This is a genomic window from Burkholderia sp. PvR073, assembly GCF_054055695.1.
On sequence record NZ_JBSRXO010000004.1, the window covers coordinates 244,978 to 266,614 of the forward strand.

Annotated in this window: 20 protein-coding genes; 8 read left to right on the forward strand and 12 right to left on the reverse strand. The window is 68.0% G+C overall.

Annotated elements, in window-relative coordinates; translation table 11 throughout:
* Nucleotides 1–19 precede the first annotated feature (19 nt).
* The 3 genes from hemC to ACVK00_RS15480 are packed head-to-tail and all read left to right on the forward strand — an operon-like array spanning nucleotide 20 to nucleotide 4,163.
* Nucleotides 20–1,006, forward strand: coding sequence for a hydroxymethylbilane synthase (gene hemC, locus ACVK00_RS15470; RefSeq protein WP_284896254.1), 987 nt, complete (start codon nucleotides 20–22; stop codon nucleotides 1,004–1,006).
* A complete protein-coding gene (gene hemDX / locus ACVK00_RS15475) occupies nucleotides 1,006–2,973 on the forward strand; it encodes a fused uroporphyrinogen-III synthase HemD/membrane protein HemX (RefSeq protein ID WP_284896250.1) in 1,968 nt (655 codons plus the stop codon). The genes hemC and hemDX overlap by 1 nt, the downstream gene beginning before the upstream one ends.
* 2 nt (nucleotides 2,974–2,975) lie before the next feature.
* Complete coding sequence (locus ACVK00_RS15480) at nucleotides 2,976–4,163, forward strand: heme biosynthesis protein HemY (RefSeq protein ID WP_228905165.1); 1,188 nt, start codon at nucleotides 2,976–2,978, stop codon at nucleotides 4,161–4,163.
* A gap of 254 nt (nucleotides 4,164–4,417) precedes the next feature.
* Here ACVK00_RS15480 and ACVK00_RS15485 read toward each other — a convergent pair whose 3' ends face one another.
* From ACVK00_RS15485 to ACVK00_RS15495, 3 genes are all read right to left on the reverse strand, one after another.
* A complete protein-coding gene (locus ACVK00_RS15485) occupies nucleotides 4,418–5,722 on the reverse strand; it encodes an MFS transporter (RefSeq protein WP_228905163.1) in 1,305 nt (434 codons plus the stop codon).
* A gap of 145 nt (nucleotides 5,723–5,867) precedes the next feature.
* A complete protein-coding gene (locus tag ACVK00_RS15490; RefSeq protein WP_284896245.1) occupies nucleotides 5,868–6,626 on the reverse strand; it encodes an SDR family oxidoreductase in 759 nt (252 codons plus the stop codon).
* Between the two features lie 74 nt (nucleotides 6,627–6,700).
* A complete protein-coding gene (locus ACVK00_RS15495; RefSeq protein ID WP_284896242.1) occupies nucleotides 6,701–8,140 on the reverse strand; it encodes an aldehyde dehydrogenase family protein in 1,440 nt (479 codons plus the stop codon).
* A 207-nt stretch (nucleotides 8,141–8,347) separates the two neighbouring features.
* Here ACVK00_RS15495 and ppa point away from each other — a divergent pair, with 207 nt between their 5' ends.
* Nucleotides 8,348–8,875 (forward strand): inorganic diphosphatase, encoded by a 528-nt coding sequence (gene ppa / locus ACVK00_RS15500; RefSeq protein ID WP_014896363.1) that lies wholly within the window; start codon nucleotides 8,348–8,350, stop codon nucleotides 8,873–8,875.
* A 55-nt stretch (nucleotides 8,876–8,930) separates the two neighbouring features.
* On the opposite strand, the gene ACVK00_RS15505 is transcribed toward ppa, so the two are convergent.
* On the reverse strand, nucleotides 8,931–9,788 hold the full coding sequence (locus ACVK00_RS15505; protein WP_284896238.1) for a GIY-YIG nuclease family protein: 858 nt from the start codon (nucleotides 9,786–9,788) through the stop codon (nucleotides 8,931–8,933).
* 80 nt (nucleotides 9,789–9,868) lie between these two features.
* Complete coding sequence (locus tag ACVK00_RS15510) at nucleotides 9,869–11,044, reverse strand: GNAT family N-acetyltransferase (protein WP_284896235.1); 1,176 nt, start codon at nucleotides 11,042–11,044, stop codon at nucleotides 9,869–9,871.
* A gap of 109 nt (nucleotides 11,045–11,153) precedes the next feature.
* On the opposite strand from ACVK00_RS15510, the gene ACVK00_RS15515 reads away from it, so the two are divergent.
* Nucleotides 11,154–12,860: an NAD+ synthase gene (locus ACVK00_RS15515; RefSeq protein WP_284896233.1), complete on the forward strand. Its 1,707-nt coding sequence runs from the start codon at nucleotides 11,154–11,156 to the stop codon at nucleotides 12,858–12,860.
* An 83-nt stretch (nucleotides 12,861–12,943) separates the two neighbouring features.
* Complete coding sequence (locus ACVK00_RS15520; RefSeq protein WP_006398637.1) at nucleotides 12,944–13,282, forward strand: P-II family nitrogen regulator; 339 nt, start codon at nucleotides 12,944–12,946, stop codon at nucleotides 13,280–13,282.
* Nucleotides 13,283–13,440: 158 nt separating this feature from the next.
* Here the strand turns inward: ACVK00_RS15520 and ACVK00_RS15525 are convergent, their stop codons facing one another.
* Nucleotides 13,441–14,526 carry a porin gene (locus tag ACVK00_RS15525; RefSeq protein ID WP_166724208.1) on the reverse strand — a complete coding sequence of 362 codons (1,086 nt, stop codon included), beginning with the start codon at nucleotides 14,524–14,526 and terminating at the stop codon, nucleotides 13,441–13,443.
* Between the two features lie 583 nt (nucleotides 14,527–15,109).
* The gene (locus tag ACVK00_RS15530; protein ID WP_284896054.1) at nucleotides 15,110–16,036 is read right to left on the reverse strand and encodes a LysR family transcriptional regulator; all 927 of its coding nucleotides are present in this window, start codon (nucleotides 16,034–16,036) and stop codon (nucleotides 15,110–15,112) included.
* A 139-nt stretch (nucleotides 16,037–16,175) separates the two neighbouring features.
* Between ACVK00_RS15530 and ACVK00_RS15535 the strand changes: the two genes are divergently transcribed.
* Nucleotides 16,176–16,673, forward strand: a complete 498-nt coding sequence (locus ACVK00_RS15535; protein ID WP_175669685.1) for a GNAT family N-acetyltransferase — start codon at nucleotides 16,176–16,178, stop codon at nucleotides 16,671–16,673.
* Between the two features lie 55 nt (nucleotides 16,674–16,728).
* Here ACVK00_RS15535 and ACVK00_RS15540 read toward each other — a convergent pair whose 3' ends face one another.
* The 4 genes from ACVK00_RS15540 to ACVK00_RS15555 form a co-directional block, all read right to left on the reverse strand.
* The gene (locus ACVK00_RS15540) at nucleotides 16,729–17,508 is read right to left on the reverse strand and encodes an ABC transporter ATP-binding protein (RefSeq protein ID WP_166724205.1); all 780 of its coding nucleotides are present in this window, start codon (nucleotides 17,506–17,508) and stop codon (nucleotides 16,729–16,731) included.
* A gap of 16 nt (nucleotides 17,509–17,524) precedes the next feature.
* Entirely contained in the window at nucleotides 17,525–18,238 is a 714-nt protein-coding gene (locus tag ACVK00_RS15545) for an ABC transporter permease (RefSeq protein WP_166724204.1), read from the reverse strand.
* On the reverse strand, nucleotides 18,235–18,924 hold the full coding sequence (locus ACVK00_RS15550; protein ID WP_228905153.1) for an ABC transporter permease: 690 nt from the start codon (nucleotides 18,922–18,924) through the stop codon (nucleotides 18,235–18,237). The genes ACVK00_RS15545 and ACVK00_RS15550 overlap by 4 nt, the downstream gene beginning before the upstream one ends.
* A gap of 229 nt (nucleotides 18,925–19,153) precedes the next feature.
* On the reverse strand, nucleotides 19,154–19,930 hold the full coding sequence (locus ACVK00_RS15555; RefSeq protein WP_146125729.1) for an ABC transporter substrate-binding protein: 777 nt from the start codon (nucleotides 19,928–19,930) through the stop codon (nucleotides 19,154–19,156).
* Nucleotides 19,931–20,295: 365 nt separating this feature from the next.
* Between ACVK00_RS15555 and ACVK00_RS15560 the strand changes: the two genes are divergently transcribed.
* Nucleotides 20,296–20,997, forward strand: coding sequence for a pirin family protein (locus tag ACVK00_RS15560; RefSeq protein WP_011657622.1), 702 nt, complete (start codon nucleotides 20,296–20,298; stop codon nucleotides 20,995–20,997).
* A 58-nt stretch (nucleotides 20,998–21,055) separates the two neighbouring features.
* On the opposite strand, the gene ACVK00_RS15565 is transcribed toward ACVK00_RS15560, so the two are convergent.
* Nucleotides 21,056–21,607: a Spy/CpxP family protein refolding chaperone gene (locus ACVK00_RS15565; RefSeq protein WP_228905151.1), complete on the reverse strand. Its 552-nt coding sequence runs from the start codon at nucleotides 21,605–21,607 to the stop codon at nucleotides 21,056–21,058.
* Nucleotides 21,608–21,637: the final 30 nt, after the last annotated feature.

Consider the following 21,637-nt stretch of genomic DNA (forward strand, 5'->3'; position numbering starts at 1 on the left):
GTCCTTCGATGTTCCAGCAATGAATTCCGAGACTATTTCGGCACAAGCCCCTGCGACGCTGACGATTGCTTCGCGCGAGAGCCGCCTGGCGATGTGGCAAGCCGAACATGTGCGTGATGCGCTGCGCAAATTATATCCAGCTTGCGACGTGAAAATCCTCGGGATGACGACCCGCGGCGACCAGATTCTCGATCGTACGCTGTCGAAGGTCGGCGGCAAGGGCCTGTTCGTGAAGGAGCTGGAGAATGCGCTCGCCGACGGTCGCGCCGACCTGGCCGTGCATTCGCTGAAGGACGTGCCGATGGCGCTGCCCGACGGCTTCGCGCTCACCGCGATCATGGAGCGCGAGGATCCGCGCGATGCGTTCGTGTCGAACGACTACGCGTCGCTCGACGCGCTGCCGGCCGGTGCCGTCGTCGGCACGTCGAGCCTGCGCCGCGAGGCGATGCTGCGCGCGCGCTATCCGCACCTCGACGTGCTGCCGCTGCGCGGCAACCTCGACACGCGCCTGTCGAAGCTCGATCGCGGCGACTACGCAGCGATCATTCTCGCGGCGGCCGGCCTGAAGCGCCTCGGCCTCGAAGCGCGAATCCGTACACTGATCGACGTCGAGGATAGCCCGCCCGCCGCCGGTCAGGGCGCGCTCGGCATCGAAATCGCTGCGCACCGCACGGACGTCGCCGCATGGCTCGCGCCGCTGCACGACCTGCGGACCGCGCTCGCGGTCGAGGCCGAGCGGATGGTGTCGCGCGCACTCGGCGGCAGCTGCGAGGTGCCGCTCGCCGCGCACGCGGTGTGGCGCGCCGGCGAGCTGTACCTGACGGGCCGCGTGTCGACGACCGACGGCCAGCGCGTGCTGACGGCCGAAGAGTGCGGCGCCGTCATGACCGTCGCCGATGCGCTCGCGCTCGGCCGCGCGGTGTCCGACGAGCTCGAGGCGCAGGGCGCGCTCGACATCGTCAACGCACTGCTGGCCGCGTCGCAGGCCGGCAAGGGCGACGCCTGATGGCGGGCGGCGCGCGCGCGTTCACCGCCGTCCTGACGCGCCCGGACGGGCAGTCGGCCGGACTCTCGGCCCAACTGGCCGAGGCCGGCTGCGACGTGCTCGAATTCCCGCTGATCGACATCGCGCCGGTCGATGATCCGGCGCCGCTCGACGCCGCGTTCGCGGCGCTTGACCGTTACGCGCTGGTGATCTTCGTGTCGCCGAACGCGATCGACCGCGCGCTCGCGCATTACGGCGCGATCTGGCCGAATGCACTGCCGGTCGGCGTCGTCGGCCCGGGCAGCGTCGCGGCGCTCGAGCGCCACGGAATCGCGGCGCCCGCGCATCGCGTGATCGCGCCGCAGGCGCCCGCCGACGGCGGTGTCCCGCATTACGATTCGGAAAACCTGTTCGCGAGCATCGAGGCCGCGTTCGGCGGCGCGCAGGCGCTCGCCGGCCAGCGCGTGCTGATCGTGCGCGGCGACGGCGGGCGCGAATGGCTCGCCGAGCGGCTGCGCGAAGCCGGCGCGGATGTCACGCTGGTCGCCGCGTACCGGCGCGTCGTGCCCGAGCCGCGCGTCGGCGCGTGGGAGCGCGTGCATGCGCTGCTCGCCGGCGCGCCGCACGCGTGGCTCGTCACGAGCTCGGAAGGGGTGCGCAACCTGCACGAACTCGCGCGCACCCACCTGAACGACGCCGAGATCGAAGCGCTGAAGCATGCGCCGCTCGTGACGCCGCACCCGCGCATCGAGCAGACCGCCCGCGCACTGGGTTTTGATAGGATTACGCTGACCGGCGCGGGCGATGAGCGCATCGTCCGCGCGTTTCGAACGATGGCCGACGAGGCCGTCCAACCGGCGACAGCCGCACCGGTGACTAAACGCATGACAGATACCAACGATTCCAAAAGCGTCGCTTCCCAGCCGGCCGCTGCCTCCGCGCCGCCGTCCAGTCCCCCTTATCTCGCGCAATCGCCTGCGCGCCGCGGCAGCAGCGCGGCGCTCTGGTTCGTCGTCGTCGTGCTCGGCTGCGCCGCGGGCGTGGGCGCCTACGCGCTGAACCGCAAGGTCGACCGGCTCGACGCCACGTTCGTCGCGCGCCAGAAGGCGCTCGACGCGCAAACGGCCGAGACCCGCATGAAGACCGAGCAGGCGCTCGCGGGCACGCACCAGGTCGACACGCAGCTCGCGCAGCTCGACGGCAAGCTCGCCGACGCGCAGAGCGCGCAGCAGGCGCTGCAGCAGCAGTACCAGGACCTGTCGCGCAACCGCGATGCCTGGATGCTGGAAGAAGTCGACCAGATGCTGTCGAGCGCGAGCCAGCAGCTGCAGCTCAGCGGCAACACGCAGCTCGCGCTGATCGCGCTGCAGAATGCCGATGCGCGCCTCGCGACGTCGCAGAGCGCGCAGGCCGTCACGGTGCGCAAGGCGCTCGCGCAGGACATCGAGAAGCTGAAGGCCGCACCGTCGGCCGACCTCACGGGCCTCGCGATCAAGCTCGACGACGCGATCGCGAAGATCGACGCGCTGCCGCTGTCGGGCGAGGCGATCGTTCCGCACGCGGCGCCGAAGGCCGCGCCGGCCGATGCCGCATCGTCGGTCGCGGCGGACACGCCGCGCTGGAAGGTGTGGTGGCATGACTTCTCGGCGGGCCTCGGCGAGCAACTGAAGGGCCTCGTGCAGGTGCGCCGGATCGACAATGCGGACGCGATGCTCGCGTCGCCCGACCAGGGCTACTTCGTGCGCGAGAACGTGAAGCTGCGCCTGCTCACCGCGCGGCTGTCGCTGCTCTCGCGCAATGACACCGCGATGAAGGCCGACCTGCATGCCGCGCAGGCGTCGCTCGGCAAGTATTTCGACCCGGCATCGAAGGACACGCAAACCGTCCAGGATCTGCTCCGGCAGGTCGACGGCGCATCGCTGACGGTCGCGGTGCCGAACCTGAACACGAGCCTGAACGCCGTTCAGCAGTTCAAGAGCCGGGGGTAACGATGACGCTTCGAGGAATCGTCTGGCTCGCGATCCTGTTCGGGATCGCCGCGGCACTCGCCACCGTCGGCCGTTTCGACGCGGGGCAGGTGCTGCTCGTCTATCCGCCGTACCGGATCGACGTGTCGCTGAACCTGTTCGTGATCGGCATCGTCGTGCTGTTCATCGTCGTGTACGCGCTGCTGCGCATCGTGCGCAACATCTGGCGCATGCCGCAGCGGGTCGCCGCGTATCGTGCGCGTTCGCGCAACGAGAAGGCACAGGCGTCGCTGCGCGATGCGATCGCGAACCTGTATGCGGGCCGCTTCTCGCGCGCCGAGAAGGCCGCGCGCGACGCGCTCGCGGTCGATGCGAACCAGGGCGCCGCGAGTCTCGTCGCGGCGACCGCCGCGCACCGGATGCACGAGTACACGCGCCGCGACGACTGGCTGTCGAAGGTGGACGCGCCCGAATGGCAGGACGCGAGGCTGCTTGCCGCGGCCGACATGCGCGCGGATGCACGCGATGCCGACGGCGCGCTCGCCGCGCTGGCCGACCTGCAGGCGGGCGGCAAGCGCATCCATGCGCAGCAGGTCGCCCTGCGCGCGCAGCAGCAGTTGAAGAACTGGGCCGAGGTGCTGAAGCTCGCGAAGGCGCTCGAGAAGCGCGAGGCGCTGCATCCGGCCGCGGCCGTGCGGCTGCGCCAGCAGGCGGCGGAGAACCTGCTGCGCGAACGCCGGCACGACCCGGACGCGCTGCTCGAAGTGTGGCAGTCGCTGTCGCCGCTCGAGCGTCAGTCGCCGCGCCTCGCCGATCTCGCGGCCGAACTGCTGGTGCCGCTCGAGCGTCGCCCCGAAGCGCGCCGCATCGTCGAGGACGCGCTCGCGCACAACTGGGATGCGCGGCTGCTGCGCCGCTATCCGGATACGGCCGGCGGCGATGCGCTGCCGCTGATCCAGAAGGCCGAAGGGTGGAAGAAGGATCACCCGGACGATGCCGACCTGCTGTTCGCGCTCGGCCGTCTCTGCCAGCAGCAGCAGCTGTGGGGCAAGGCGCAGTCGTTCCTCGAGGCCGCGCTGAAGCAGGCCGACAACGAGGCGCTGAAAGTGCGCGCGCACCGCGCGCTCGCACGCCTGTTCGAGCATCTCGGCGAAACCGACAAGGCGGCGAAGCACTACCGCGAAAGCGCGCTCGCGATCACCGTGGTCTGACGCGGCGGCGGTCCTCTGCCGCGCGTGGACATGCCCCGAACGCCGATTGGCCTTCGGGGCATTTTTTATTCGGTGCCGCCTGGCAGGCCGGCCCGGACGCCGTGGTTCACGTGCTTTTGCAGCACGGCGCCCGCGAGCCCGCAGTCGAGCCCGCTGTCGAGCCGGTAGACGTCGTCGTGCGGCGCACCGGCGGCGGGCGCGACCCGGTCGGCTTCATGCTCGCGCGCGAGTGCGACGAGGTCCCGCCCACCGCATCACTTGTCGACGAGCCGCTTCGGCACCGACAGCGCGAGCAGCCCGCCGAGCACGAGGAACGCGGCGAGCATGTACATGCCCGCGTCGTTGGCGCCCGTCGCCTGCTTGAGCCAGCCCATCAGGTACGGGCTCAGGAAACCCGCGAGGTTGCCGATCGAGTTGATCATCGCGATGCCGGCCGCGGCCGCCGCGCCGCCGAGGAACGCGGTCGGCAGGCTCCAGAACAGCGGCAGCGTCGTCAGGATGCCCATCGTCGCGAGCGTGAGGCCGAGCATCGCCAGCGCCGTCTGGTGCGCCCAGATCACCGACAATACGAGGCCGAGCGCGCCGAACGCGGCCGGAATCGCAAGGTGCCAGCGTCGTTCGCGCCGCTTGTCCGCGCTGTACGCGATCAGGATCATCGCGACCACCGCCGCCGCATACGGAATCGCCGATAGCAGGCCGATCGTGAACGTGTCGACCACGCCGGTCGCCTTGATGATCGTCGGCAGCCAGAAGCCGACGCCGTACAGGCCCATCACGAACGAGAAGTAGATGAGCGCCATCAGCCACACGCGCGGGCTCGCCATCACCGCGCCGAGCGGCAGGTCTTCCTTGGTCGCTTCCTCCGCGTCGACGTTGCGCGCGAGCAGCGCCTTTTCCTCGTCGGTGAGCCATTTGGCCTTCGAGATTCGGTCGTCGAGCGCGAAGAACACGAGCACGCCGGCCAGCACCGACGGGATCCCTTCGAGCAGGAACAGCCATTGCCAGCCGTGCCAGCCGCTCACGCCGTTGAACGCCTTCAGGATGAAGCCCGAGATTGGTCCGCCGATCACGCCGGACAGTGCGACGGCGGTCATGAAGAAGGTCGTCATCCGGCCGCGCCGGTGCGCGGGATACCAGTAGGTGAGATACAGGATCACGCCGGGGAAGAAGCCGGCTTCGGCGACGCCGAGCAGGAAGCGCATCACGTAGAACATCGCGGGCGTCGTGACGAACATCGTCAGGATCGAGATCACGCCCCACGTCGCCATGATGCGCGCGATCCAGACGCGCGCGCCGACCTTGTGCAGGATGATGTTGCTCGGGACTTCGAACAGGAAGTAGCCGAAGAAGAAGATCCCGGCGCCGAGCCCGTAGACGGTGTCGCTGAGATTCAGGTCGCTCGCCATCTGCAGCTTCGCGAAGCCGACGTTCACGCGGTCGAGATACGCGACCACGTAGCACAGCAGCAGGAGCGGCGTGAGCCGCCACGACACCTTGCGGTAGGTTGCTTCCTCGAATGCGCCGGACGAGCCCGGCAGCGACTGCATCGATGTAGCCATGTTGTCTCCTGTCCTTGTTTTGTCATGTGCCGGAGCCGGCGCGTCGGCGCCCGATCCGGTGTCTTGCGAAGCAATGCCGATGCGTGGGTGCACCATGCGTGGATGCGGCCGGCGATGCCGGCGCGGCGCAATCACGGTCGTGCGGCTAGATGCAGCGCCCGCCGTCGACTTCGAGACAGACGCCGGTGATGAACTCGGCTTCGTCGGATGCGAGGTACAGGGCTGCGTTCGCGATGTCCTGCGGCGTCGAGAAGCGGCCGAGCGGAATCGTCGCGAGGAACCGGCGGCGATTCTCCGGCGTGTCCTCGCAGCCCATGAACTCGGTCATCAGGCCCGTCTCGCCGAGCACCGGGTTGATGCAGTTCACGCGGATCCGGTCGGCGCCGAGCTCGGCCGCGAGCGACTTGCTCGCGGTGATCATCGCGCCCTTCGTGCTGTTGTACCAGACGAGGCCCGGGCGCGGCCGCACGCCGGCCGTCGACGCGACGTTCACGAACACGCCGCCGCCCTGCGCGCGGAAATACGGAACCAGGGTCTGGACGCTCCAGAACAGGCTCTTCATGTTGACGGCGTACACGCGATCGAACTCGGCCTCCGTCACGTCGAGCACCGGCTTGTTGCGGTGCGTGGTGCCGGCGTTGTTCACGACGATCTGCACCGCATGGAAATCGTCGAGCGCGGCCTGCAGCAGCGCGCGCCAGTCGGCGTCGCGGGACACGTCGCCCGCGACCGCGATCGCCTTGCCGCCCGCCAGCGCGATTTCGCTCGCGACGCGCTCCGCCGCCGCGCCGTTCAGGTCGTTGACGACGACGTTCGCGCCTTCGCGCGCATAGGTCTTCGCGATGCCCTCGCCGAAGCCCGAGCCGCCGCCGGTGACGATGGCCGTCTTGCCGCTCAACCGCATGGTGTGTCTCCTCTGTTGGATGCGTGCGTGGTGTTTCGGTGCGCGGCCGGTCGTTGCCGGCCGGGTTCGACTGGTCAACCGTGCCGGATCGCGATCGTCTTCAGTGCGGTGAAGCCATACAGCGCCTCGAAGCCTTTCTCGCGGCCATGGCCCGAGTGGCCGACGCCGCCGAACGGAAGTTCGACGCCGCCGCCCGCACCGTAGTTGTTGATGAACACCTGACCGGCGCGCAGGCGCCGCGCGAGGCGCAGCTGGCGCGCGCCGTCGCGGGTCCAGATGCCTGCGACGAGGCCGTACGGCGTGCCGTTCGCGAGTGCGACCGCTTCCTCCTCGTCGACGAAACGCATCGCCGCGAGCACCGGGCCGAACACTTCCTCCTGCGCAAGCCGGTGCGACGCCGGCACGTCGCGCAGCAGCGCGGGGGCCTGGTAGAAGCCGCTTTCGGGCGCGTCGGCGACGACCTGGCCGTGCCCTGCCATCGGAATGCCGTCATGCTGCGCGTCGGACAGGAAATCCCACACGCGCTGCTGCTGCTTCGCGTTGATCAGCGGGCCGCAGTCGAGATCCGCGCGGCTCGGGCCGACCCGCAGCCCGTTGAATGCGGTGGCGAGCCGATCGACGAGCGGCTCGTAGACCGCGTGCTCGATCAGCACGCGGCTGCCGGCCGAGCAGGTCTGCCCGCCGTTCTGCACGATCGCCGACACGAGCACGGGCAGCGCCGCTTCGAGATCGGCGTCGGCGAACACGATCTGCGGCGACTTGCCGCCGAGCTCGAGCGTGACGGGCACGTGGTTCTCGGCGGCCATCTGCGTGACCAGCTTGCCGGTCGCGGGCGAGCCCGTAAACGAGATGTGGTCGATGCCGGGGTGGCGCGCGAGCGCGGCGCCCGCTTCATGCCCGTAGCCGGTGACGACGTTGAGCGCACCGGCCGGCAGCCCGGCTTCGGCGGCCAGCTCGGCGACACGCAGCACCGACAGGCACGCATCCTCGGCCGGCTTCACGACGCACGCGTTGCCGGCCGCGAGCGCCGCGCCGACGCTGCGCCCGAAGATCTGCATCGGGTAGTTCCAGGGCACGATGTGGCCGGTGACGCCATGCGGCTCGCGCACGGTCAGCACCGTATAGCCGGCCTGATAGGGGAGGGTCTCGCCGTGCAGTTTGTCGGCGGCGCCCGCGTAGAACTCGAAATAGCGCACGAGCGCGGCGGCATCGGCACGCGCCTGCTTCAGCGGCTTGCCGGTGTCGCGCGCCTCGATCGTCGCGAGTTCCTCGAGATGGTCGGCGATGCGTGCCGATAGCCGCATCAGCACGCGGCCGCGCTCGGCGGCGCTCGCCGCGCCCCACGGGCCCACGAACGCTTCGCGGGCCGCGGCGACCGCGCGCTCGATGTCGGGTGCCGTGCCGCGCGCGATCGTCGCGAACGGCTGGCCGTCGGAGGGATCGACGACCGGGATGGTCTCCAGTTGCGCGGGCAACGTCCATTCGCCCGCGATGAAGTGCTTCGCTTCTTCCATGCCTGCTCCTCGGGTCCCATGCTTCGAGGCGACGGACGACGTCGCCCGTGGTTCGGTGGCCGGACATCCGGAACGATTATCGCGCCGATCGTCATCCGGACGCCACCGGTCGATTGGCTATAATGGCGCATTCCCTGCGGGGACGCCCGCGGCGGTGCAGCGCCCGCGGCGCCCTGTCCCGAATTCCATCGACCAACAGAGAGCGCTATGAGCTTTAATCATGTTCCGGCCGGCAAGGACCTGCCGCACGATTTCAACGTGATCATCGAGATCCCCGCGCAAAGCGATCCGGTGAAGTACGAGGCGGACAAGGAACTGGGTCTCCTCGTCGTCGACCGCTTCATCGGTACCGGCATGCGCTACCCGGTGAACTACGGCTACATCCCGCAGACGCTGTCGGGCGACGGCGATCCCGTCGACGTGCTGGTGATCACGCCGTTCCCGCTGCTGGCCGGCTCGATCGTGCGTTCGCGCGTGCTCGGCATGCTGCAGATGACCGATGAGTCGGGCGTCGACGCGAAGCTGGTCGCCGTGCCGCACGACAAGGTCTGCCCGATGACGGCGAACCTGAAGTCGATCGACGACGTGCCCGAATACCTGAAGGATCAGATCAAGCACTTCTTCGAGCAGTACAAGGCGCTCGAGAAGGGCAAGTGGGTGAAGGTCGAAGGCTGGGCCGGCATCGACGCCGCGCACAAGGAAATCACCGACGGCGCCGCGAACTACCAGAAGTAAGCCCGTTGGCCGGCTTCGCGCCGGTTCGTTCGGAACGCAAACCGCGCGTGTCTCCTCAGGAGGCCGCGCGGTTTTGTTTTGTGCGCGGTGCGGCGCGTGCGGGGGTGTTCTTTCGTGCGCGTGCGGCGGTGGGCAGGGCGGCAGCGTTCGGTGCGGACTTCGCACGTTTCGCGCCGGTTGCGCGGCGTGCAGCGGCGACGGGCGCGGCCGTGACTGCGACGGCTTCGGTGGCGGCCTTTCTCGTCGATGCACGGCCGCGCGCCGGTGCGGACGCGGTGTCTGGCCGTTCATCCGTTGCGGACTTGCCGCCGGCCGCCGCCGGCGCTTTCCGTTGCGGCGCTGCGTTTGTGGCCGACTTGCCGCGCGACGCGATCTGTTTCACTTCAGGGGCGTCGCCGGTTTTTGCACGCTTCCTGGCGGGCGCGGCCGGGGTCTTCGTGGGAGCCTTCGCGGCTTTTCCCGACTTCACGGTCCTGGCTGCTTTCGCGTCGCTGCCTGACTTCGCGGCTTTCTTGAGATGCTGTTTCGTTTCGGCAGGCGGCGGCGCATCGTCGCCGGGCGTGTCCTTGCCCTTCGCCTTCTTCCGCCCGCGCGAGCCGGCCTGCACACCGGCCGCCTCGACGCTGCCGTCGATCGACATCCCGGCCGGCAACACCGATTCCAGCGTCCGGATTCCGGCCGCCAGCTCGCGCTTCTGTGCGGCCGTGAGCCGCTTCACCCAGTACTCGGCACGCGATGCGATCGAGCGGTCGGGCAGCGGGAACGACGCGAGCACCGCGCGCGGCTTGCGCGAACGCGTGTAGCGTGCGCCCTTGCCGGATGCGTGTTCGTCGAAGCGCGCGGCGACATCGGTCGTGATGCCCGTGTAGACGCTGTCGTCGGCGCACTCGATCAGATACAGAAACCAGGACATGGGAAAGCGGCGGGATGCGAAGCCGCCAGTGTCTCAGAAATGGCGGCGCGCACCGCGAAAGACGCGATGCGCGAGCGTCGTCACGTGCGGTGCCGGAATGGATCGTGCTCGCGCAACTCGTCGACGTACGCGTGGATATGCTCGGTCTCGCGTGCGAGAAAATGCGCGACCGCATCGGAGAACGCCGGATGTGCGAGCCAGTGCGCGGAATGCGTGACGGTCGGCAGAAAGCCGCGCGCGAGCTTGTGCTCGCCCTGTGCGCCACCCTCGAACGTATCGAGCCCGGCCTCGATGCAGAATTCGAGCAGCTGGTAGTACGCCGTTTCGAAATGCAGGCAGGGCACGTGCTCGAGCGCGCCCCAGTAGCGACCGTACAGCGTGCCGCCGCCGTTCGCGCCACGCCGGTAGACGGCGAGCGAGCTCGCGATCGGGCGGCCGTCGGCTTCGGCGATCACGAGCAGCAGGTTCTCCGGCATCGTCGCGCCGATCGCGCGGAAGAAGTCGAGATTCAGGTACGGGCTCGAGTAGTGTTCGCGGTAGGTCTGCCGGTAGCAGCGCGAGAAGAAGCGCCAGTCGGCATCGGTGATCCGGTCGCCGGTGAGCCGCCGGAACGTGACGCCGGCATCGCGCACCTTGCGCCGTTCGGCGCGGATGTTCTTGCGCTTCTTCTGCTCGAGCGTACCGAGGAAGTCGTCGAAGTCGCGGTAGCCGTCGTTGAGCCAGTGGAACTGCACGCCTTCGCGCAACATCATTCCCATCGATTCCAGCAGCCGCGCTTCGTCGCCAGTCGGGAACAGCACGTGCAGCGACGACACGTCGCTCTGCTCGGCGAACGCGAGCAGCGTGGCCGCGAGCTGGCGGCGTGCGTCGTCGTCGGCCGCGAGCAGGCGCGTGCCCTGCACGGGCGTGAACGGCACCGCGCACAGCAGCTTCGGGTAGTAGGACAGGCCGTTGCGCTGGTACGCGTCGGCCCATGCCCAGTCGAACACGTATTCACCGTACGAATGCTGCTTCGCGTAGACGGGCGCGGCGGCTGCGAGCCGGCCCGTGCGCGGATCGGTCAGCGTGACGAAGTGCGGCGACCAGCCGGTGTCGTCGACCGCGCAGCGCGCGACGTGCAGCGCGTCGAGGAATTCGTGGCGCAGGAACGGCGTCGGCTGCGCGTCGCGCTCGAGCAGCGCGTTCCATTCGTCGGCCGGCACTTCCGCGGGGGACGACAGGATGCCCGTGCGATAATCGTTGCGTTCGTGTTTCAAGCGTGAATCCGTACTGTTGGATGCCGCCGGATGCGTGCCGCCATGGCCCGCGTCCGGGACGATTTCGTCAGCCGTTCAGGGCGCGCCGCCGGGCTGCGCCGATCCCGTCATGAAGACCCGACTCGCTCTCGCCCAGATCAACGTCACCGTCGGCGATTTCGCCGGCAACGTCGCGCGAATCGTCGCGGCCGCCCGCGCCGCGCACAACGATGGTGCGCAACTGATGGTCGCACCCGAACTCGCGCTGTCCGGCTATCCGCCGGAAGACCTGCTGCTGCGGCCCGCGTTCTACGCGGCGGCCGCTGCCGCGCTCGACACGCTCGCCGACGCGCTGCGCCCGTTCGACGGGCTCGCGGTGCTGGTCGGTCATCCGTTGCGCGATCGTGGCGACGATGCACGCGCGCCAGCCGTCGATGGTAATGCAAACCGCCCGATCGAGCGCGGCGTGCCGCCGGCCGACACCTACAACGCGGTGTCGCTGATCGTCGGCGGCGAGATCGCCGGCACCTACCGCAAGCAGGATCTGCCGAACGCCGACGTGTTCGACGAGAAGCGCTATTTCGCGACCGACGCCGAACCGCTCGTGTTCGAGCTGAACAGCGTCAAATTCGGCGTGATCATCTGCGAGGACGCATGGCATGCGTCGGCCGCGCAGATCGCGAAGGCCGCCGGCGCGCAGGTGCTGCTGATCCCGAACGGTTCGCCGTACCACATGAACAAGGAGGCGCTGCGCATCGACATCCTGCGCGCGCGGATCCGCGAGACCGGGCTGCCGATGGTGTACGTGAACCTCGTCGGCGGCCAGGACGAGCTCGTGTTCGACGGCGGCTCGTTCGTGCTCGACGCGCAGGGTGCGCTCGTCGCGAAGATGCCGCAGTTCGACGAAGGGCACGCGATCGTCGAATTCGACGGTGCACGCCCGCTGCCCGGCGCGGTCGCACCCGCGCTGCCGGTCGACGCGCAGGTCTATCGCGCGCTCGTGACCGGCGTGCGCGACTACATCGGCAAGAACGGCTTTCCCGGCGTGCTGATCGGGCTGTCGGGCGGCGTCGACTCGGCGCTGGTGCTCGCGGTCGCATGCGACGCGCTCGGGCCCGAGCGCGTGCGCGCGGTGATGATGCCGTCGCGCTACACGGCCGACATCTCGACCACCGACGCGGCGGAGATGGCGCGGCGCGTCGGCGTGCGCTACGACGAGATCGCGATCGCGCCGATGTTCGACGCGTTCCGGGCGGCGCTCGCGGACGAATTCGCGGGCCGCGCGGAGGACGCGACGGAAGAGAACATCCAGGCGCGCATCCGCGGCACGCTGCTGATGGCGCTGTCGAACAAGTTCGGCTCGATCGTGCTGACGACCGGCAACAAGAGCGAGATGGCGGTCGGCTACTGCACGCTGTACGGCGACATGGCCGGCGGCTTCGCGGTGATCAAGGACATCGCGAAAACGCTGGTCTACCAGTTGTGCCGCTATCGCAACGCGACCGCCGACTACGGGCAGCGCGACGTGATCCCCGAGCGGATCCTCACGCGCGCGCCGTCGGCCGAGCTGCGCGAGAACCAGACGGACCAGGACAGCCTGCCGCCGTACGACGTGCTCGACGCGATCATGCGGATGTACATGGAGGAGGACCGCCCGCTCGCGGAGATCGTCGCGGCCGGTTATGCGGAGGCCGACGTCGCACGCGTGACGCGGCTCATCAAGATCAACGAATACAAGCGCCGCCAGGCGCCGATCGGCATTCGCGTCACGCATCGCGCGTTCGGGCGCGACTGGCGCTATCCGATCACGTCACGCTTTACCGAACGTCTCGACTGAGCGGTGCTGGGCCGTACGCGGCCGGCCGGCTTACAATCGGGATCGCGATTGTGCATCCAAACGAGCATTGAGGGACAACCATCATGAAACGCATCACCGCCATCATCAAGCCGTTCAAGCTGGACGAAGTCCGCGAAGCGCTCGCCGAAGTCGGCCTCACGGGCCTGACCGTAACGGAAGTGAAGGGCTTCGGCCGCCAGAAGGGGCACACCGAGCTGTATCGCGGCGCCGAATACGTCGTCGACTTCCTGCCGAAGATGAAGATCGAGGTGGTCGTCGCGGAAGCGCAGGTCGACCAGGTGATCGACGCGGTCATCGGCGCGGCGCGCACGGGCAAGATCGGCGACGGCAAGATCTTCGTGTCGGACGTCGAGCGCGTGATCCGCATCCGCACCGGCGAAGAGAACGAAGCGGCGGTCTGAGCGCCGCACTCGGCCGATCAGGTCGATCCGGCCGCGGGTCGCACGATTCCGGCCCGCCAATAAAAAACGGTGCGATACCCGGGTGGGTACCGCACCGATACGCGCCTCTCGCAGCAGCGTGGAAAGTGTTGTCGAATCGTTCTCTGGACGGCGCCTGATCAGAACAGGTGCTGGATGCCGGCGTAGACGCCGGTCTGGCTGCCGCCCGGATGCGGGTTGCCCGTCGATACGGCGGTGCCCGCACCGTTCGCGTTCAGGCCGAAGTTGGCCGTCGAGCTGTTGCGCACCGTCGCGACCTGCAGGTCGAACAGCGTGCGCTTCGAGATGTTGTACGAACCGCCGACCGTGTAGATGTTCGCGTTGCCGCCGCCGTGGTTCGCATTCACGTGGTACACGGCTGCGATCAGCGCGGCCGCCGGCGTGGCTTGCCACGTCACGCCGCCCCAGACCTGCTGGGTGCCGGTGATGCCGTTGTTGACGGCCGGGCCGCCGCTGCCGTCCGCGTGCGACGACTGATAAGCCGCTTGCAGCTTGAACTGGCCGAGGAACACGTTCAGGCCCGCGAAGTATTCACGCGAGTAGTTGAACACGTCGGAGAAGCGGCCGTTGCTGTCGCGCGTTTCGTCGTAGATGCCGCGCAACTGGAACAGCGAGTTCGTGTACGTGACCTGCGCACCGGCTGCACGGCCCGGCTGACCGGCCGTCGTGTTGCCGTTGAAGCTGGTCGAGTTCGAGAACGCGAACTGGCCGTAGAAGTCGAGGCCGTAGAACTGCGGCGACTGGTACGACACGTTGTTGCTGGTCTTGTTCCAGTTGCGGCCGCGCACGAGCGATGCCGACGACCAGCTCGACTGGCCCAGCGGATCGAAGTCCCACACGCCGTTCGCGATCGCGAGTTCGCGACCCAGCAGCAGCGTACCGTAGCGGTCGTTGGAGATGCCGACGGTCGCGAAACGATCCCAGATCGAGCCGCTCGTGCCGAGCCCGCCGTTCATCGTGTTGAACGCGCCTTCGAGGTGGAACAGGACTTTGTTGCCGCCGCCGATGTCCTCGCTGCCCTTCAAGCCCCACAGGCTCGTGCCCCAGTCGCCGCTTTCCGCGCGCACTTGGTGGCCGTTCTGCAGGCCGTTCAGGTACTCAAGGCCGGCATCCAGGCGACCGTACAGCGTGACGCTGCTCTGCGCGTGCGCCGTAACCACCCCAGCAGCCATCAGCGCGGCCGCGACCAAAGCTTTCTTCATCATCTCCTCCATACCCTGTCAAAAAGTCAACCCAGACTGCACGAGATGCCCGGCGCTGCGAGCGTCGGGCAAAAGCGAAAAGCGGGATAACCAGGGAGACCTCGTGCAGGGCCGGTAAGCGCGGCACGCGGGCAAGCGGACGGAAAAACCGTTGAGCGGTCCCGCGCGGCCGGGTCGGCTTGCGGGGTCTCCTTGTTGTGTCGTGAAGCTAAACTACATTTCACGAACTTCGTTTTGCTACTTTGGTTACTAATTTAGCAAAAATACAATTTTGTGGCGATGGAAATCGTTGTTTGACTAACACGTGTCGCCAATTTGCCATGCAACAGAGTGCGCGGCGGCAGCGCGGAGGGCCGCCGGTCCCCGTAAACCCTTGTCCGGAAAGGGAGACACGGATTCCGCGGTGTGGGGTCAAGGATTGCCACTATTGACGTTGCCGAGGCGCGAGCGTAAGCGTCGGAGACGTGAAATTGGTAAGTATTTCGTAATAAATCGGGCGTGGCCCGCGGTCGCCGGGCCGCATCTGAAACGACGCTGAAACGCTTGTGCGGCATGGGCCCTCGACCGCCGGGCAAGCGCGCCCGGCTCAACCCTGCGCCGGTCGTGCAGCGAGCAGTTGCGCGCGGATCCATCGGTGCGCATCGGTGCGTGCGTGCTTCGCGTGTGAGTAGACCTTCACCGTGTAGCGCGGGATCTCGAACGGCGCGGGGAAGATGCGGATCGGCGCCGCGTGGCGCAGCGCCTGCGCGGCGCGGTTCGGCACCGTCATCAGCAGCGTCGATTCCGCGATCGCGAACGGTGCGGCCAGCACGCTCGGCAGCTGCACGGCGACCTGCCGCGCGAGGCCGAGCCGGTCGAGCACGTAGTCGACGACGCCGCGCGACTCGTTCCATGGCGTGACGACCACGTGGCGTGCCGCGAGATACTGGTCCAGCGTCAGCCGCCGGCGGATGTCCGGATGCGCGGCGCTCGCGATCACCACGTAGTCATCCGAGAACCAGTCGAAATCCTCGATGCCCGGCGAGTCGGCGGCCGACTCCTCGTGATAGCCGAGCGCGAAATCGATGCGGCCGGCCGCGAGCTCGTCGATCGAAATCTTGCGCTCGGAATGGACGACGCGGATCCGCAGCCGCGGCGCGACCCGCTCGATGCGCGCGAGCAAGGCCGGCAGCACGGCGAACGCCGTGTAGTCGCTCGCGGCGAACACGAACGTGCGGTCGCTTTGCGCGGGATCGAAGCGGCGCGCGCGGGCGAGCCCCTTCGACATCGTGTCGAGCGCATCGCCGGCCCAGGTGGCGATGTCGTCGGCGCGCACGGTCGGCTGCATCTCGTTGCCGAGCCGCACGAACAGCGCGTCGCCGATCGTGTCGCGCAGCCGCGCGAGCGCGTGACTCAGCGCGGACGGGCTCATCGCCAGTTCGTGCGCGGCCGCGGCCACCGACCGGTGGCGATACAGCGCGTCGAACGCGAGCAGCAGGTTCAGGTCGAGACGGCGCAGATCGGGATGCATCATGTTCATGTCCGGATGAAGAAACTGCACTTCCTGCAGTTGAGCCGGGAACGTAGCATGGGGATCTGACCGACGCCACGCGCATTTGCGCGGGCGGCGCCGCATTCCGTTTCCCATCCGGGCCGAAGGAGGGCTCCCCGCCGTGCAAATCGACATCCGTTGCGCCACCGTCGCCGACGTCCCGCAAATCCTGCGTTTCATCACCGAGCTGGCCATCTACGAGAAGGCGGAGCATGAAGTGGTCGCGACGCCCGCGTCGCTCGAGCGCAGCCTGTTCGGCGAAGGCTCGCCCGCGCGTGCGCTGATCTGCGAGGTCGACGGCGAGCCGGCCGGCTTCGCCGTGTACTTCTTCTCGTATTCGACGTGGCTCGGCCGCCAGGGGCTGTATCTCGAGGATCTGTACGTATCGCCGCGCTTTCGCGGCGCGGGCGCCGGGCTGCGGCTGCTGAAGGCGCTCGCGCGCATCGCCGTGGACACCGGCTGCGGACGGTTCGAATGGAGCGTGCTCGACTGGAACGAGCCGGCGATCCGCTTTTACGAAAGCGTCGGCGCGGCGCCGCAGAGCGAATGGGTACGCTACCGGCTCGCGGGCGATGCGCTGCGCGCGTTCGCGGACGGCGCGCCGGTGGACGCCGCGTAAACGCGAAACGAGCGCCGTCTGGCGCCCGCTCGTGTGTCGTACCGCGTCGCGCGCGTTACTTGAGGCTGCCCGACAGGAACCCGCGCAGGCGCTCGCTCTTCGGATTCGCGAACACCTCGGACGGCACGCCTTCTTCCTCGACGCGCCCCTGGTGCAGGAACATCACGTGGTTCGACACGTTGCGCGCGAAGCCCATCTCGTGCGTGACGACGATCATCGTGCGGCCTTCCTCGGCGAGCTTCTGCATCACCTTCAGCACTTCGCCGACGAGTTCCGGGTCGAGCGCCGACGTCGGCTCGTCGAACAGCATCACGTCGGGATGCATCGCGAGCGCGCGCGCGATCGCGACGCGCTGCTGCTGGCCGCCCGACAGGTGTGACGGATACTGCTTCTCGACGCGCGGCGCGAGACCGACCTTCTCGAGATACGCGCGGGCGCGATCCTCGGCTTCCTTCTTCGGGATGCCGAGCACGTTGACGGGCGCTTCCATCACGTTCTCGATCACGTTCATGTGCGACCAGAGATTGAAGTGCTGGAACACCATCGACAGCTTGGTGCGCACGCGTTGCAGCTGCTTCGAATCGGCCGCGCGCAGCGCGCCCGTCTTGTCGGCGGTGGTGCGCACTTCCTCGCCGTCGACGACGATGCGGCCCGCGTTCGGCTGTTCGAGGAAGTTGATACAGCGCAGCATCGTGCTCTTGCCGGAACCGGACGAGCCGATCACGCTGATCACGTCGCCCGAGTTCGCCTTCAGCGACACGCCCTTGAGCACCTCGTTGTCGCCGTACCGCTTGTGCAGATCGTCGACGAAAAGCTTCTGAGTCTGGGAATTCATATAGTCCTGCGAAAACTTACTTGCCTTGCGGGCGCAGATACGCGAGCCAGCGACGCTCGGCCTGGCGGAACAGCCACACGAGCATGAACGAGATCACGAGATAGAGCAGCGCGGCGATGCCGAATGCGTGGAACGACATGTAGGTCGCCGAGTTCACGTCGCGGGCGATCTTCAGGATGTCCGGCACGGTCGCGGTGAACGCGACGGTGGTCGCGTGCAGCATCAGGATCACTTCGTTGCTGTAGAGCGGCAGCGCGCGGCGCAGCGCGGACGGCAGGATCACGCGACGATACATCGTGAAGGTGGACATCCCGTATGCGCGCGCGGCTTCGATCTCGCCGTACGAGGTCGCCTTGATCGCGCCCGCGAAGATCTCGGTGGTGTACGCGCAGGTGTTCAGCGTGAACGCGAGCAGCGTGCAGTGCATCCCGTCGCGGAAGAACGAATCGAGCAGCGGCGTGCCGCGCACGAACTGCAGGCTGTAGAGGCCGGTGTAGCAGAGCAGCAGCTGCACGTAGAGCGGCGTGCCGCGGAACACGTACGTGTAGAGCCACACGGCGCGCGACAGCCACTTCCTCTTCGACACGCGGGCCACCGCGAGCGGCACCGACAGGCAGAAGCCGAGGCCGATCGACACGACGAGCAGCCACAGCGTGATCGCGACGCCGGTGATCCGGAAGCCGTCGGTATAGAGGTAGTTGCGCCAGTATTCTTGGATGAGTTCGATCATAGGTCAGCCTTGCGGACACCGGTCGAGTAGCGCTTTTCGAGCCACATCAGCACGAAGTTCGAGATCGTCGTGATGGCGAGGTAGACCGCACCGGCGATCAGCGTGAAGAAGAAGAACCGCAGCGTGCCCTTGCCGGCGTCCTGCGACGCCTTGACGACGTCCGCGAGGCCGATGATCGATACCAGCGCGGTCGACTTCACGAGCACCTGCCAGTTGTTGCCGATGCCGGGCAGCGCGAAGCGCATCATCTGCGGGAACATGATCCGCGCGAACACCTGCCAGTTGGTCATCCCGTACGCGCTGCCGGCCTCGAGCTGGCCGCGCGGCACCGACAGGAAGGCGCCGCGGAAGGTCTCGGTGAAGTACGCGCCGTAGATGAAGCCGAGCACGAGCACGCCGGCGAGGAACGGGTTGATGTCGATCTGGTCCCAGCCGAGCGCGTCGGTCGCGGAGTTCAGCCAGATCTGCAGGCTGTAGAACAGCAGCAGCATCAGCACGAGATCGGGTACGCCGCGGATCAGCGTCGTGTAGACGGTGCCGATGCCGTTCGTCACGCGGTTGCGCGACAGCTTCGCGCCCGCGCCGAGCAGGCCCAGCAGGAACGACAACGCGAGCGAAAGCACCGCCAGTTTGACGGTTTGCCAGGTGCCTGCGAGGATCAGCGGGCCGTAACCTTGTAGAAACATAGAGTGGTCCCTGGTGTGGTCCCTGAGGGCGCATGCGGTGCGCCGCGAAATACGCGCCCGCCAAGCTGCGCGGAACGCCCCGTGCGTATCATGACCGTCCGCCCCGGCAACGGTGCCGGGCCCGCCCGTCGCGCGAGCGGCGGGCAAGGGGGCGGGCGGCGCGTGGTTGACTGCCTGTACTGCCGGACGCGGGGCCGCCCCCGCATCCGCTTCCCGTCATTGTCGGCGCTCAGCGAGCCGAGTAGACGCTGAACGAGAAATACTTGTGCGACAGCCGGTCGTAGGTGCCGTCCTTGTGCATGTCGGCCAGCGCCTTGTTGATCCTGAGCTTCAGGTCCGTGTCTTCCTTGCGCAGGCCGATCGCGGTGCCGTCGCCGATCGTCTTCGGATCCTTCACTTCCGGCCCGGCGAACGCGAAGCCCTTGCCGCGCGGCGTGCGCAGGAAGCCGTAGTCGGCCTGCAGTTCATCCTGCAGCGTCGCGTCGAGGCGGCCCGAGCCGAGATCGGCATAGACCTGGTCCTGGTTCTGGTAAGGAATGACCGTCACGCCCTGCGGTTCCCAGTACGCCTTCGCGTAGGTTTCCTGCGTCGAGCCCTGCTCGACGCCGACGTGCTTGCCCTTGAGCGACGCGACCGTCGGCAGCAGCGGCGAGCCGGCCTTCGCGATCATGCGTGCCGGTGCGTCGTACACCTTGTCGGAGAAGTCGATCTGCTCGCGGCGCTTGTCCGTGACGGTCAGCGACGACACGATGACGTCGTACTTCTTCGCTTTCAGCGCGGGGATGATCCCGTCGAGATCCTGCGCGACCCACACGCACTTCACGTTGATCCGCTTGCAGATTTCCTTGGTGAGATCGACGTCGAAACCGACGATCTCGCCGCTCGGCGCGGTCGACTCGAACGGCGGGTAGCTGGCATCGACACCGATCCGCACGGTCTTCCACTCCTTCGCGAAGGCGCCGCTCGCCACGAGGGCGAGGGCGGCGCACAGGGCGGCCTTCTTCATTTCCATCCTTTTTGTCGCTCACTTCCGGGGGCGCTCGCGGCCGGTCGGGCCGGGCGCCGCGGCGTATTCTAGACGGCCAAAATTCGTGTTTCGGCGCGCTGGCAACGGCGCTCGCCGGACGGGCGAACGCCAAAAGGGCGGTATTTTACCCGAACGCGATACCCGGAAAACGGCAATCCGGCGCGACCGATCGATTCTTCGAATCGGCCGTTGCGGCAATCGCGGTATTCGCAACGAGTATTGCGCCCATTGGATTCGTGAGCGCAACGATGCGGTGCGCGGGCGGTGGATTGTGGCTGGATGGGGGCGAGCCTACAGTACTGGTAAACCCGAAAAGAACAGCCGCCTGCCGGAGTGCCCGCCCCATGTTCCAGATCCGCCGCGCCGCCGACCGTTGCCACACGCGTCAAGGCTGGCTCGAATCGAGCAGCAGCTTCCCGCTCGCCGGCCACGCCGGGGCCACGCATCCGCCGTTCGGCGCGCTGCGCTTGCTGAGCGAGGACCGGATCGCACCCACGCGCGGCTTCGGAATGCAGCCGCGCCGTGACCTCGAGATCGTCACCTACGTGCTGGACGGCGCGCTCGCGCATCGCGACAGCCTCGGCAACGGCGCGATCGTGCGCGCCGGCGGCATCCAGCGGATGAGCGCCGGCACGGGGCTCATGCACAGCGAAACCAATGCGTGGTGCGACCGGCCGCTGCATCTGCTGCAGATCTGGCTGCAGCCGGCCGAGCGCGGCGGACGGCCCGGCTACGCGCAGCGGCGCTTTGCCGACGACGAGAAGCGCGGCCGGCTGCGGCTCGTCGCGTCGCCCGACGGCGACGACGACGGCGCATTGTCGGTCCGTGCGGACGCGCGGATCTTCGCGGGGCTGATCGATGGCGACGAGGAGACGGCTTTCGGCGTGCCGGCCGGGCGCAGCACGTACGTGCACGTGGCGCGCGGCGACGTGGAGGTCAACGGCCACACGCTGGCCGAGGGCGACGGCGCGCGGATCGCCGGCGTGGACACGGTCGCGTTCGCCCGCGGCCGGGCGGCCGAGGTGCTGCTGTTCGACGTCGCCTGAAATGAAACAGGGGACGCGGCGCCGTGCGCACGCGTCCCCCGCGGTGCCGCCTGCCGGCTTACTGCGCCGGCGCCGACGCGCCCTTGGCCGCGCCGTGCTGCTGCCAGCGTTCCTTCATCTTCTCGTGGCGTTGCTCCATCCGTGCGAACTGCTGCTTGAGCGCCGTGCTGACGGTGGTCTTCTGCTGGTCGTTCAGCCCGTTATAGAACGCGAGCCACGCGGCCGAGCTCTGCTCGCGCAGTTGCGCATTCTGCTGCTCGGCCTGCTGGCGGGCGGCGTGCATCGCGCTCAGGTCGAGGATCGGTTGGTTCTGCTGCGCCTTGAATTGCTCGCGCATCTGCTCGTGGCTCTTGCGCATCGCCTCATGGTTCTGCTTCATCGTGTTGACGGCCGTCTGCCACTGCTGTTCCTGCGACGCGTTGAGCTTCAGTTGGTCGTGCAGCTTCATGATCACGCCGAACGGGCCGCCGTCATGGCCGCCGTGCATCTGGTGCATGCCGGGGCCGCCCGGCGGCGGCATGTCGTTGGGTTGCGCGGCATGCGCGGTGCCGAATGCGAGAGCGAGCACGGTGGCGGCCGCAATGGCCACGCGGGAAGTCTTCTTATACATTTCAGAAACTCCTTGTATCAAAGGGTCCGG